The organism is Paraburkholderia fungorum (assembly GCF_902833645.1).
GTDB classification, from domain to species: Bacteria; Pseudomonadota; Gammaproteobacteria; order Burkholderiales; family Burkholderiaceae; genus Paraburkholderia; species Paraburkholderia fungorum.
Genome location: NZ_CADFGE010000002.1, coordinates 672,450 through 686,192 on the forward strand (window position 1 = coordinate 672,450; position 13,743 = coordinate 686,192).

Consider the following 13,743-nt stretch of genomic DNA (forward strand, 5'->3'; position numbering starts at 1 on the left):
GCCGCACCAACCTGTTACATCTCTGATTTGTCCCCATAGCGGCGTCGACGAACGGTATTTATTACTTTTAATTGATCTCGCTTTCTATTTCCTTTCTGATTCGTCCAGATTTTTGCGGCGCCCTGCCAGCCGCGCGCCATTACTCAGATGAATAAGTCTGAAGCCCGGCACACAAGGGTTTCCATGGATTAGACGAAATTCTCAGGCGGCAAAAAATCCGCTATGCATCCTCTATTACAGCGCCGTGAAAGAGTTACCGAAATTTGATGCATTTTTTTGAGATATTTTTTTGAGAGGGGATTGATTTCTCGTTTTACCCTTCATACAATTCGTCCCAAGCTGTTACGAAATGTAACGCGATGTATCAAAAGGTCGCCATCTGTATCAGGTGGTGACACGTAGCCGGAGGACAACGTTTCCGGTGAGGCACAAAAGACATAACGGCAAAAAAAGCCGACATAGTAATTCGGGGCTTCGGAAACACAGAAAATGGACCGTAGCAGCGAGACGCTGGATTCAATCCGCGAGATCAACTTGTCTTACATCATGCTCGCGCAACGTATGTTGCGTGAGGACAAACCGGTCGGCATGTTCCGGCTGGGACTGTCGTCGGAACTGGCTGATTTGCTTGCTGGGCTGTCGCTAGCGCAGATCGTCAAGCTGGCCGCTTCCGATCAGCTTTTATGCTTCTTCCGCTTCAACGACCACTCGATGTTGTCGGCGTTGACGCAAACGACGAAGCACGCAGCAGTTGCACCGACTCACGCGGCGATTCTGCTTGCAGGCCAGCCTGCTGAGCAGTTTGCTTAATCGAGGTGACCGCGATGCTCAAGCGTAGCCTGACGGAAGACGCGCAAGAAGTATTTCGCGCCATCGCGCTGATTGAACTCGGCGCGCGCATGCAGGTACTCGAAAGCGAGTTGACGCTTTCGCGCGACCGCATGATCCGCCTGTACCGCGAGGTCAAAGGTGTATCGCCGCCCAAGGGCATGCTGCCGTTCTCGGCGGACTGGTACATGACGTGGCTGGCGAACATCCACGCGTCGTTGTTTTACAACACGTACCTGTTCCTGAAGAACGAAGCACGTTGCTCGCATCTGGACGCGCTGACCAAAGGGTATCGACTGTATCTGGAACATTGCCAGCACAGCGAAACCGAACCCGTGCTGGATCTGACGCGTGCGTGGACGTTGGTGCGTTTCTTCGACGCCAACATCCTGCAGTTGACCAAATGCTGCCGTTGCACCGGCAAGTTTGTCGCGCACAAGCACGATCTGCAGCACAACGTGGTGTGTGGCGCCTGCCAACCGCCATCGCGCGCCGGCAAGACCAAGAAGGCCGCGGCCGCTCGCCAGGAAGCGCTCGAAGCAGCGCAGATCGCGCAAGCCGCCTGAATCGGATTGAATCGATGAGGGCCGGTCCAGCCTGATTCGAACGGAAGCCCCCAGGAAAAAGGTCCGCCACCAACACGCGGACCTTTTTTATTTGGCTTTCGCCCGACGGCGGCCGCCAGGCTCCGCTCGGCCGCCACTTGTTGCCTCCTGATTTTGCCGCATCAGTCGCAGCCTCAGGTTTCGCCGCAGCCGCCTTCTTGGCGGCCGCCTCAACCCACCAGACCGACCGTCTGCACCACCAGCCACAGGTTCGCCGCACTGATCACTACGAACAGCGACCAGGCGAGCAGCCGCGTCGGCAGTCTGTTGGCGAATTCGCCCATCAGAGAGCGATCGTTGGTCATGCGAATCAACGGATAAAGTGCGAACGGCAGTTGCAGACTCAGCACCACTTGGCTTGCGACCAGCAGTTTGCCGACCGCGCCGTTGCCCATCATCTGCACGCCGATCAGCGCCGGAATCAAGGCCAGCGCCCGCGTGATGAAGCGCCGTTGCCAGCATGGAATTTTCAGCTTCAGGAAGCCTTCCATGATGACCTGCCCCGCCACCGTGCCGGTAAAGGTCGAACTTTGACCCGACGCCAGCAGCGTGATCGCGAACAATACCGCGGCAAAGCCGGTACCGACGATCGGCGCCAGCAGCTTGTAAGCGTCTTCGATTTCGGTAACCTGATTGTGGCCGGTCGCGTGGAACGCAGCGGCCGCGAGAATCAGGATCGCCATGTTGATCAGCAGCGCGATCACCAGCGAGACGATCGTGTCGATGCGCGACATGCCGATCGCCGACCTGATGCTGGCCGGATCGCGCTTGACCGCACGGGTCTGCACGATCGACGAATGCAGGTACAGGTTGTGCGGCATCACAGTCGCACCGAGAATGCCGATCGCCAGATACATCGGCTCGCGGTTGCTGAGCGCTTGCCACGAAGGAATCAACCCTTGCGCAACCGACGGCCAATGCGGCTGCACCAGCGCCAGTTCGATGATGTAGCCCACGCCGATCGTCGCAATCAGGCCGAGCATAATCGCTTCGAGGTCACGAAAATTCTTGCCCTTCAGGCCGAGCACGATCAGCGTGTCGAACGCGGTCAGCAACACGCCGGTGGTCAGCGAGCATTTAAAGAGCAAGTGAAAGGCCAATGCGCCACCGAGCACTTCTGCCAGATCGCAGGCCACGATCGAGAGTTCCGCGAGCAGCCACTGAAAACGGGCGACGCCAGGCGAATAGCGCAGTCTCGACAACTCGGCGAGGTCGCGCCCGGTGGCGATGCCCAGACGCATGCTCAGGCATTGCAGCGCCATCGCCGCAAGACTCGACAGCATTACGACGAACAGCAGGCTGTAGCCGTAGCGCGAACCCGCTTCGATATCCGTGGCCCAATTGCCCGGGTCCATGTAGCCGATCGAAATCAGCAGACCGGGGCCGGCGAATTGCAGGATTTTTTTCCAGAACGGCGCGCCTTGCGAAACGGCAACCGTGCCTTGTACTTCAGACGGGCAGAACGGCGCCGTGGCGGTAGTCGGTAATTTGAACTGCAATCCGGTGGTCTCTTGAAGAGGAATAAAACGCGACGCCTCATACCGGCCGCCGCGAACCGCTTCAAGTGTACAAAGAAACCTCCGGCAATGTCCCGCTCAATGCGTAGCGGCCGACGTCGCGCACGCGGTAGTCGAGCGGATCATGCAGCGTATGCACCCGGGCGTTGCGCCAGAAACGGTCGAGTGCGAGCGGTGCATGCGTGGCGCGCGCGCCACAGGCGTCGAACAGTTTCTCGCTGACGTCGAGCGCGGCGCGATGCGCGACGATTTTTGCCTCCGAGGTGGCGAGCGCCACGCGGGCGCGCGTTTCGGCATCCAAAGCCGGGCCCTTTTGCCATGCGTCTTCGAGTGCGTAGGCCGCGCGCGTTGCCAGCGCTTCCGCGCTTACCGCCTGCAGACGCATCTCGCCGAAACGTTGGATCAGGTAGGGATCGTCGGTAGCTTGGTCGACGCCGGAAGAGATCCACGGCTTGCCGTATTGCGTGACGTACTCGCGAGCTTCCTCGAGCGCACCCTGCGCGATGCCGACGAACAGATTGGTCAGCACCTGCTGCGAGATCAGCGTGCGCAGACTTGCGTAGGGCGTGTCGGCCCGCGCCAGCACTTCATGCGGCTCGACCCGCACGGATGCAAAGGAGACGCTGCCGCTATCCGTTTGCCGCTGGCCGATCGGATTCCAGTCTTCGTGAACGGTAATGCCCTCGCGGGTGGTCGGCACCACGGCGAATACTGCTTTGCCCGTAGTCGGATCGAGCGCGGAAACCGTCATCATGTGCGAGCCGCGCGTGCCCGAACAGAATCCTTTCTGCCCGTCGAGGCGATAGCCGCCGTCGCGGGTCGCGCCAGCAACGAGTCGCGTGTCGAGCGGGTTGACCGCATTGCCCCACCACCAGCGCCCCTCCACCGTGCCGCTCAGGTAGCGGGCACGTTGTTCCGCGTTGCCCCAGACATTGACGCTGACCACCTGCAGGCACGTGAAGCCCAGCAGATGCGCGAGCGCGCTGTCGACTCGCGCGATCTGCCGGATCGTCTCGTAGATCTCCGGCCAGCGCGCACCGAGGCCGCCGAGTTCACGCGGCACGGCGAGCGTCAGCAGACCGGCGTCGGCGATCCATTGTTTTTCCTGCGCGGCGTGGCCGCCGTCGCGGTCGCGCTGAGCCGCACTGGCACGCAATGCCTTGAGCAAGCCGGCGAGATCGCGTACCACGGGCGCGGCGTCGGTTGGCAAGTTTTGCAGCGCCTCGGGATAACGAGGTTCGTTCATTGAATGTCCACGTGAAAAAGTTTGGCGAGCAGCGCATGGCTTATCCGTGCGACCAACTCGAGCTCGATCGGATTCGCGAGAATCTTCACGCCGCCATCATGCGCGCTGCGCAAGCCGCCGGACAAAGCGGTCGCCCAGAAATTGCACCGCGGTCACGATCGCGATCAGCAACACGATTACGGTCACCATCACCGTGGTATCGAAACGCTGATAACCGTAGCGGATCGCCAGGTCGCCGAGACCTCCGGCGCCCACCGCGCCCGCCATTGCGGAGGAGCCGATCATCGCCACCACCGTAATCGTGAAGCCGCCGAGAATGCCTGGCAGCGCCTCGGGCAACAGTACATGCCAGATGATATGCCGGCGCTGCGCGCCCATTGCCTGCGCGGCTTCGATCAGGCCGCGGTCCACTTCACGCAGGCTCACTTCGGCCACACGTGCAAAAAATGGAATGGCCGCGATACTGAGCGGCACAATCGCGGCCCACACGCCGATCGTCGTGCCGATCAGCAAACGCGTGAGCGGCAGCAGCGCAACCAGCAAAATGATAAACGGCGTGGAGCGAAACGCATTGACGAGCGCGCCGAGCGTGTTGTTCACTACGCGTTTTTCAAAGATCCCGCCTCGTGTCGTGGTGACCAGCACCAGGGCGAGTGGAATGCCGACCAGTGCCGCGACGAAGGCAGATACACCAACCATGACGATGGTGTCGCGGATCGCATCGGCGAGCTCCGAAAGCCAGAGATCAGACATAGCCGAGCACCTCGACATGATTGGCATAGCGACGTGCGCGTTCCAGCAAGTTCGCAATCTGCGTTTGCACCGTGCCGTCCGCATTCGCGCGCACTTGCGCCGACACCACCAGACGTCCTTGCGCATGGCCCTGAATCCGGTCGATGCCACCATGCACGAAGCTCACCCGCCCTCCTTCCAGGCTCAATGCGGAGGTCAATCCGCCGAGGTCGGGCTCGCTTGCATCGCTGCCGGTGAAACGCACGTCCAGCAGAATCCGTGCATCCGCTTGCGCAATTTCGTGCAACGGTTTGACGCGCGCGGCCAGATCCGCAGGCAGATCGTGCACCAGGGTACGCAGCAACGCGCGCGTTGCGTCATGCTGCGGGTCGCCAAACACGCGCCACACGGAACCGGTCTCCACCACTTCGCCGCGCTCGATCACCGCCACCGTATCGCAGACCTCGCGAATCACCTGCATTTCGTGCGTGATCAGCACAATGGTCAGTTTGAGCCGCTGATTGATATCGCGCAGCAACGCGAGAATGGCCTGTGTCGTTTCGGGATCGAGTGCGGACGTCGCTTCGTCGCATAGCAGGATGTCCGGGTCGGTCACGAGCGCGCGCGCGATTCCAACGCGCTGTTTCTGCCCACCGGACAAACTCGCCGGATAAGCGTCGCGCTTGCTGGAAAGACCGACCAGATCGAGCAACCCATCGACCTTTTTGTCGATCGCGGCTTTCGGCGCGCCGGCGATCTTTAGCGGCAACGCAATGTTCTCGCGCACCGTTTTCGCGGAGAGCAGATTGAAATGCTGGAACACCATGCCGATGCGCCGGCGCAACGTAACCAGCCCGCGTTCGTCGAGTTCGCCGACACTCACGCCATTCACGCGAACCGCGCCGGAACTCGGTTTTTCCAGACCGTTGACGAGCCGCAGCAGCGTCGATTTGCCTGCGCCGCTGCGCCCGATAATGCCGAACACCTCGCCGCGCGCCACCTTCAGCGTGACGTTCGAAAGCGCCGCGGTCGACACACCGCGCGTGTTGGCGAAAAGCTTGCCCACATTGTCGAAAACGACAGCGTGCTGCGCGGTGTCAGGCGCAACGCGATTCAAGCCGCGGGATGGGGCGTCTTCAATGAACTGCGGCACGTCGAAAAGATTAGCCATGGCTGCGTTCCTCTCAGGCGTCCACGGTGGACGGTGCATCGGTTTGCGCACGACGCCGATGCTGCGCGCCGGCATGCACGTCGGGCAATCGCGCACGGCCGCCGCCGAACAGCTTTTCGCGCAGCGTGGGCGCCGGGTCGTAGTCTTCCTTGTACACGCCGCGATTCTGCAACTCCGGCACCACCAGATCCACGAAGTCTTCAAACGATTCGGGCATGACAGTACGCGTCAGATTGAATCCGTCCACGCCTGCCTCTTCTATCCACGAGATCAACTCATCCGCGATTTGCTGAGGCGAACCGACCACGGGCTTCGCGCGGCCGCCGAGCGTCATCTGTTCGAGCACCTTGCGTTTGGTCCACACGCCGCTCACGCTCTTCTTCGAAATTGCTTCAACGGCCGATTGCATCGATTCGGTCTTCACATATGAAATCGGTTCATCCAGCGCGTATTGCGAGAAGTCGATGCCGGTCGAGCTGGAGAAGTGCGCGATGCCGCCTTCGGCACTCGCATAGCGCCGGTACTCCTCGAACTTCTCCTGTGCGGCGCGTTCTGTTTCGCCGACTACAACGGTAATGCCGGCAAAGATCTTGATATCGTCAGGCGCACGGCCGAAGCGCACCGCCCGCGCCCGGATGTCGTCGACAATGGAGCGCGTAAGCTGCTTGTTCTGCCCGCCGACAAAGACACATTCCGCGTGACGCGCCGCGAAATCGACGCCCCGGCTCGACGAACCCGCCTGATAGAGAACAGGCGTGCGTTGCGGCGACGGCTCGCTCAGATGGATGGCGTCGATCGAATAGTACGGACCGTCGTGTTTCACCCGATGCACCTTGCCGGGATGCGAAAAGATACGCGCCGCGCGATCGCGCACCACGGCGTCGTCTTCCCAGCTTTGTTCCCACAGCTTGTAGACCACCTCCATGTAATCGTCCGCGCGGTCGTAGCGATCGTCGTGACCGATCTGCTGCGCGAGGCCCATGCCCCGCGCGGCGCTGTCCAGATAGCCGGTAACGATGTTCCAGCCCACCCGCCCTTTGGTCAGATGATCCAGCGTCGACATACGGCGAGCGAACAGGTACGGCGGCTCATAAGTCAGATTCGACGTGACGCCGAAGCCGATATGTTGGGTCACATGCGCCATGGCCGGCACGATCAGCGAGGGATCGTTGATCGGAATCTGCACCGATTCACGCAGCGGCGTGTCCGGACCGCCCTGATAAACGTCGTACACGCCGACGATATCCGCCAGAAAGATTCCGTCGAACTTGCCGCGCTCAAGCGTTTGCGCAAGGCTCGTCCAGTAATCGAGGTCGGTGTACTGTGCGGAACGGTCCCGCGGGTGCGTCCACAAACCATGGTTGATATGGCCAACCGCATTCATGTTGAACGCGTTCAGCAGAATCTTTTTCTTCGCCATCGTGTGGCTCCTTGCTCTATTTGACGCTGGCCGCGCGGCCTTCGCAGCCTTCGCAGCCTTGTTACGCAACTGAATCGCGCGCCTTACCACGCGACGGCGTAAAGATCGCCGAAGGCTTTATCGAGCGCCGCGCGCACTGCGGGCGAATGCTGATAGATCGAGATGAACTTGCGGATACGCGGGTCGTTTGCGCTTTCCGGGCGCACAACCCACTGAATCGCATAGTTCTTGTTTTCCACGCCGTCGAACAGCAACGCGCTATTCGGATCGGTGGTGCCCGCGAGCTTGATGAAGCTCGGATAGCCCTGGGCGAGATCGACATCGTCGAGCGAGCGCGCCAGCTGCGATGCTTCGAGCTGGACGATTTTCAGGTGCTTCGGGTTGTCGATGATGTTAAGCGTCGTAGCGCGATAGTCGATGCCCGGCGTCAGTTTGATAAGACCGGCGCGTTGCAGCAGCAACAGACCGCGGCCGCCGTTGACCGGATCGTTGGCAATGGCGACGGTGGCGCCGTCCTTCAGTTGATCGAAGCTTTTGATCTTCTTCGAGTACAGACCGATCTTCATGATCGTGCCTGGCGCAATCGCGACGAAGTTATAGCCGCCCTGCTTCTTTGCGTTCTCGAGAAACGGGATGTGCTGGAAATAGTTGACGTCGATATCCTTGTTGGCGAGGGCCGCGTTCGGCGTATTCCAGTCGGTGAACTCGATGATCTTCACGTCCAGCCCCTGCTCCTTCGCTTCGCGCGCGGCCACTTTGAGCGCTTCGATTTGCGGGCTGGTGGCGATACCGATTTTCAGCGTCGGGGTATCCGCCGCGGAAGCCGGCGCGGCAAACAAGGTCAGCGCGACGCCGAATACACTGAATACACCGCTCAGCGTCAGCGCGGGCGCGCGGAAAAAACGCTGCACGGCGGAGAGGGAAATGGGCATGGTGAGCTCTTTAGCGTTGTGGCGTGGCGTGTTTCGGGACGAGCCGATCCCACAGCACGCGGGCAGGCGCGCCGGAATCGGCCAGGCAAACGGATAACGGAAATCCGCAACGCGCGGTTTAACCGGCGCGCAGCGGCAATAGAGCGCGCGAGCGGATCAGCGCGGACAGCGGCAGGTTGGACAGGTCATCGCCTCTCTCCAGATGAGGTGCGAATCATGATAGACGGCGCGAAACCGGCGGTCTACGAACGGATTTTGGGAAGGAAAGCGGGAAAAATGATTTGGAGCGGCGCACCCCGCGCGTACATCGACTCACTCCGTAAGCAAAAAAACACCGGGCCGCGCTTTGGCAAGCGCGACCCGGCGTTCCTCATCGACCAGTAAACCGGAAGCCGACCCTAGCGCTTCGCCACCTGATCCACCGGCGCTGAAGCAGAACCAGAAACCGAGTTGCTCGATGCGGCGATCGCACCCGACGCCGGCGCAACCGCGCCCACCGCCGTATCGCCCGCCGGCTTCGCATCGCCCCAGCCACCGCCTAGCGCGCGAATCAGATTGACGGTCGCCACCGCCTGCGTACCCGACAAATGACTCGCCTGCAGTTGCGTAAGCAGCACCTGCCGCTCGCCGTCAATCACATCCAGATAGCTGACCGCGCCTTCCGTGTACTGCGTGCGCGACAGATGCGCCGCACGCTGCGATGCCTCGACCGCGTTGTTCTGCTCGCGTATCTGATCGTCGAGCAAGCGCAGATCGGCCAGATTGTCTTCGACCTCACGGAACGCCACCAGCACCTGCTGACGGTATTGCGCGACATCCTCGTCGTACTTCGAACGCGCTTGCGCCAGGTTTGCCTTGCGGCGGCCACCGTCGAACAAAGGCAGCGTGAGCGCGGTACCGGCGAACGGCCCGAGAATGAACGCACGGCTCGACCACATGAACAGATCGCCCAGCGTCGCCGATTCAAAGCCAGCCCCACCCGTGATATCGAGCTTCGGGAAGAATGCCGATTTCGCGAGGCCGACCCGCGCATTGGCCGCCATCATTGCCCGCTCCGCCGCCGAAATATCCGGCCGACGCTCAAGCAGTGCCGAAGGCAAACCTGCCGGCACGCGCGCCGTCACCGGCACGAGCGGCGCTTCCGGGAACGAGAAATCCGCCGGCGGCTTGCCGAGCAGAATCGCGAGACTGTGCTCGGAGGCCGCGCGCTGACGCGCCACGCCCACGGCGTCCGCACGCGCACTTGCCAGTTCGTTGCGAGCGCGCGAAACATCCAGTTCGCCGATATCGCCTTCCTTGAAACGGCGCTCGATCAGTTTCAGTGTGTCTTCGCGCAACGCCACGGTGCGGCGGTACAGATCCTGATCCGTGTCGAGTTCGCGCAACTGAAAGTAGTTTTGCGCGACGTCGGCCTGCAACGACAACTGCACCGAGCGAAACAGCGCTTCAGTTTGCTGCTCGTCGGCACGCGACGCATTCACGTTCGAACCGACCCGCCCGAACAGATCGGTCTCATACGACGCGCCCACCTGGGCACGCCAGATCGTGCCGGTCGTGCCGCCCGCGCTATCCGGCTGGAACTGCGAGGCAGCCGATGCCCGTTCACGCGTCGGGCCGAAGCCCGCGTCGAGCTTCGGGAACCAGTCCGATTTCGCCGCCTGGGTCACCGCGCGCGCCTGTTGCACGCGGGCCGCAGCCGCCTTCAGATCCTGATTCGCGGCAGCCGCCTGCTCTTCCAGCGCGTTGAGTTGCGGGTCGCCGAAAATCGTCCACCAGTCACCGCGATGCGCGTCGTCGGCGGGCTGCGCCTGTTTCCAGGTACCCGTGTCCTGCGGCGATGCGGCTGACGTAGCCGATGTACCCGACGTAGCGGACGCACCCGAGGCAGCCACCGGCGCTTCCTTGAACGCAGCCGGCGTATCCACCTCCGGCCGCTTGTACGTGGGCTCCACGGAGCAGGCCGCGAGCAACGCCACCAGCAAACCGCTGGCAGCCGCCCGGCCCCACCCGCCTAAAGATTCAAAGCGATTCATTTTTATTTTCTCCTCAGGCGTCCGTCAACGGCGCCCCAAGATGCGGTGCGTCTTTCTGCGCGACGTGAATCGTCCCGCCCGCCAACGTACGCAGCACCACATAGAACACAGGGGTCAGCATCAGGCCGAACAGCGTCACGCCGAGCATGCCGAAGAACACCGCGATACCCATCGCGTGACGCATCTCCGAACCCGCTCCACTCGAAAGCACCAGCGGCACCACACCCATGATGAAAGCGATCGACGTCATCAGAATCGGCCGCAGACGCAACCGGCTCGCCTCGATCGCCGCCGCCAGCGGCGTGCGCCCGTCATGCTCCAGCTCGCGCGCAAACTCCACAATCAGAATCGCGTTCTTCGCCGACAGCCCCACCAGCACCATCAAGCCAATCTGCGTGAAGATGTTGTTGTCGCCGCCCGTGAGCCAAACCCCGGTGAGCGCGGACAGCACGCTCATCGGCACGATCAGGATCACCGCGAGCGGCAGCGTCAGGCTTTCGTACAACGCGGCCAGCACGAGGAACACGAGCAGCACGCTGATCGGGAACACCCACAAACCCGCATTGCCGGCGATGATCTGCTGATACGTCAGGTCGGTCCATTCGAGCTTGACACCGTGCGGCAAGGTTTCCGCCGCCACGCGTTCAGCCGCCGCTTGCGCCTGGCCCGACGAGTAACCCGGCGCCGGACCACCGTTGATGTCGGCCGCCGTGTAGCCGTTGTATCGCACCACCATCTCCGGACCGTACGTAGGCGTGACCGTCACCAGCGACGACAACGGCACCATGTCGCCAGCCGCATTACGCGTCTTCAGTTGCAGGATGTCGTCGGCACGTTGACGGAACGGCGCATCGGCCTGGACCCGCACCTGATACACGCGGCCAAAGCGGTTGAAGTCGTTCACATACAGCGAGCCGAGATAGATCTGCATCGTATTGAACACGTCTGTCACCGGCACGCCGAGCTGCTTGGCCTTCACGCGATCCAGGTCGACGTTCAGTTGCGGCACGTTGATCTGATAGCTGGAGAACGTCGGTCCGAGTTCAGGCGTTTGCGCCGCCTTCTTCACGAATGCCTCCGCGGCCTTGTTCAGCTCCGCGTAACCCACCGCACCATGGTCTTCCAGTTGCATCTTGAAGCCGCCGAGCGTACCGAGACCCAGCACCGGAGGCGGCGGGAACACCGCCACGAACGAGTCCTTGATCGCTCCATACTGCTGATTCAATGCACCGGCAATCGCACCGGCCGAGAGCTTCTTGTTGCCGCGCTCCTTGAAAGGCTTCAGCGTGACGAACACGATGCCCGCGCTCGAACTATTGGTAAAGCCGTTCACCGACAGACCCGGGAAGGCCACTGCGCTTTCCACGCCCGGCTGCTTCAAGGCGATCGAACTCATATCGCGGATCACCTTTTCGGTACGATCCAGCGACGCACCGTTCGGCAATTGCGCGAAGGCAATCAGGTATTCCTTGTCCTGCGCCGGCACGAAACCGCCCGGCACGACGCGCGAGATCAGCACCGTTGCGCCCAGCAGGATCGCGTACACCGCGAGCATCGCGCCCTTACGGCGCAACACGCCCTTCACGCCACGGCCATACTCCGTCGAGCCGCGATGGAAGACCTTGTTGAAGCCCTTGAAGAAGCGGCCCAGCACGCGATTCATCAGGCGCGTCAGGAAGTCTTCCTTGGCGCCGTGACCGCGCAACAGCATCGCGGACAAAGCCGGTGACAACGTCAGCGAGTTGAACGCCGAGATCACCGTCGAGATCGCGATGGTCATCGCGAACTGCTTGTAGAACTGCCCGGTCAAGCCGGTCATGAAAGCGAGCGGCACGAACACGGCGACCAGCGTCAGCGCGATTGCGATAATCGGCCCGCTCACCTCCTGCATCGCCTTATAGGTGGCATCGCGCGCACTGAGCCCATTTTCGATGTTCCGCTCGACGTTCTCCACCACCACGATCGCATCGTCCACCACGATCCCGATGGCCAGCACCATCCCGAACAATGACAACGCGTTGATCGAGAAGCCGAATGCGAGCAGCAACGAGAACGTACCGACAATCGACACCGGCACCGCAATCAACGGAATGATCGACGCACGCCACGTTTGCAGGAACACGATCACCACGATCACCACCAGCGCGATTGCTTCGAGCAGCGTGTGGATCACCGCCTCGATACTCGAACGCACGAATTGCGTCGGGTCATAGACGATCTTGTACTCGACGCCGGCCGGCATATCTTCCGCCAGTTCTTTCATCGCGGAGCGGACCTGGTCGGAAATCGCCAGCGAGTTCGCACCCGGTGCCTGATTGATAGCGAGCGCCACCGCCGGTTTGTTATCCAGCAGCGAACGCAGGCCATATTCCGACGCCGCCAGTTCGATACGCGCAATATCACGCAGGTACGTGACGCCGCCATCCGGCGCCGTTTTGACGATGATGTCGCCGAATTCGCCCTCAGTCTTCAAACGGCCACGCGCATTCACCGACAACTGCAATTGCGTGCCCGGTACCGAAGGCGATGCGCCGATCACACCGGCTGCCACCTGAATGTTCTGCTCACGGATCGCGTTGACCACTTCGGTCGCCGTCAAACCGCGCTGTGCGACTTTCTGCGGATCGAGCCAGACACGCATCGCGTAGTCGCCCGAACCCCACAACTGCACTTCGCCGACGCCCTGAATTCGCGCCAGGCGGTCCTTGACGTTGAGCAGCGCGTAGTTGCGCAGATACGTCATGTCGTAGCGATTGTTCGGCGAGATCAGGTGGACCACCATCGTCAGCGTAGGCGAACTCTTGATGGTCGTGATGCCAAGCCGTTGCACGTCTTCCGGCAGGCGCGGCAGCGCCTGGTTGACGCGGTTCTGCACCAGTTGCGTCGCAAGGTCCGGATTGGTGCCGAGCTTGAAGGTCACCGTCAGCGTGAGATTGCCGTCGCTATTGGCTTGCGACTGCATGTACAGCATGTTCTCGACGCCGTTGATCTGCTCCTCGAGCGGCGCGGCGACCGCCTCGGCGATCACCTTCGGATTGGCGCCCGGATATTGCGCGTGCACCACCACCGAAGGCGGCACCACTTCCGGGTACTCCGAAATCGGCAGCTTGAAGAGCGAAATAATGCCCCCCAGCAGGATCAATACCGATAGCACACCGGCAAAGATCGGTCGATCGATGAAGAATTTGGATATGTTCATTGGAAGCTCTTAACGTTGGAGCACGCGCCCGCTATCGCCGGAAAATACGGCTGGATCAGA

At 61.4% G+C, this 13,743-nt stretch carries 11 protein-coding genes; 3 read left to right on the top strand and 8 right to left on the bottom strand.

Features of this window, described 5'->3' with window-relative positions; all coding sequences use genetic code 11:
- The first annotated feature begins 489 nt into the window (after positions 1-489).
- Together flhD and flhC are read left to right on the top strand one after the other, a co-directional pair.
- The gene (flhD, locus tag HWX91_RS09730; RefSeq protein WP_028194930.1) at positions 490-810 is read left to right on the top strand and encodes a flagellar transcriptional regulator FlhD; all 321 of its coding nucleotides are present in this window, start codon (positions 490-492) and stop codon (positions 808-810) included.
- Positions 811-824: 14 nt separating this feature from the next.
- Positions 825-1,394, top strand: a complete 570-nt coding sequence (flhC, locus tag HWX91_RS09735; protein WP_028194931.1) for a flagellar transcriptional regulator FlhC — start codon at positions 825-827, stop codon at positions 1,392-1,394.
- A gap of 209 nt (positions 1,395-1,603) precedes the next feature.
- Here the strand turns inward: flhC and HWX91_RS09740 are convergent, their stop codons facing one another.
- From HWX91_RS09740 to HWX91_RS09765, 6 genes are all read right to left on the bottom strand, one after another.
- Positions 1,604-2,932, bottom strand: coding sequence for an Nramp family divalent metal transporter (locus HWX91_RS09740; protein WP_028194932.1), 1,329 nt, complete (start codon positions 2,930-2,932; stop codon positions 1,604-1,606).
- A gap of 61 nt (positions 2,933-2,993) precedes the next feature.
- Positions 2,994-4,196, bottom strand: coding sequence for an acyl-CoA dehydrogenase family protein (locus HWX91_RS09745; protein WP_028194933.1), 1,203 nt, complete (start codon positions 4,194-4,196; stop codon positions 2,994-2,996).
- A gap of 96 nt (positions 4,197-4,292) precedes the next feature.
- Positions 4,293-4,949, bottom strand: coding sequence for a methionine ABC transporter permease (locus tag HWX91_RS09750; protein WP_028194934.1), 657 nt, complete (start codon positions 4,947-4,949; stop codon positions 4,293-4,295).
- Positions 4,942-6,099, bottom strand: a complete 1,158-nt coding sequence (locus HWX91_RS09755; protein ID WP_028194935.1) for a methionine ABC transporter ATP-binding protein — start codon at positions 6,097-6,099, stop codon at positions 4,942-4,944. The genes HWX91_RS09750 and HWX91_RS09755 overlap by 8 nt, the downstream gene beginning before the upstream one ends.
- Before the next feature lie 13 nt (positions 6,100-6,112).
- A complete protein-coding gene (locus HWX91_RS09760; RefSeq protein ID WP_028194936.1) occupies positions 6,113-7,519 on the bottom strand; it encodes an LLM class flavin-dependent oxidoreductase in 1,407 nt (468 codons plus the stop codon).
- An 83-nt stretch (positions 7,520-7,602) separates the two neighbouring features.
- The gene (locus HWX91_RS09765; protein WP_028194937.1) at positions 7,603-8,451 is read right to left on the bottom strand and encodes a MetQ/NlpA family ABC transporter substrate-binding protein; all 849 of its coding nucleotides are present in this window, start codon (positions 8,449-8,451) and stop codon (positions 7,603-7,605) included.
- Positions 8,452-8,667: 216 nt separating this feature from the next.
- Between HWX91_RS09765 and HWX91_RS09770 the strand changes: the two genes are divergently transcribed.
- Complete coding sequence (locus HWX91_RS09770) at positions 8,668-8,835, top strand: hypothetical protein (RefSeq protein ID WP_156034502.1); 168 nt, start codon at positions 8,668-8,670, stop codon at positions 8,833-8,835.
- A 14-nt stretch (positions 8,836-8,849) separates the two neighbouring features.
- On the opposite strand, the gene HWX91_RS09775 is transcribed toward HWX91_RS09770, so the two are convergent.
- On the bottom strand, positions 8,850-10,484 hold the full coding sequence (locus tag HWX91_RS09775) for an efflux transporter outer membrane subunit (protein ID WP_028194938.1): 1,635 nt from the start codon (positions 10,482-10,484) through the stop codon (positions 8,850-8,852).
- 13 nt (positions 10,485-10,497) lie between these two features.
- On the bottom strand, positions 10,498-13,683 hold the full coding sequence (locus HWX91_RS09780; RefSeq protein ID WP_028194939.1) for an efflux RND transporter permease subunit: 3,186 nt from the start codon (positions 13,681-13,683) through the stop codon (positions 10,498-10,500).
- Positions 13,684-13,743 lie beyond the last annotated feature (60 nt).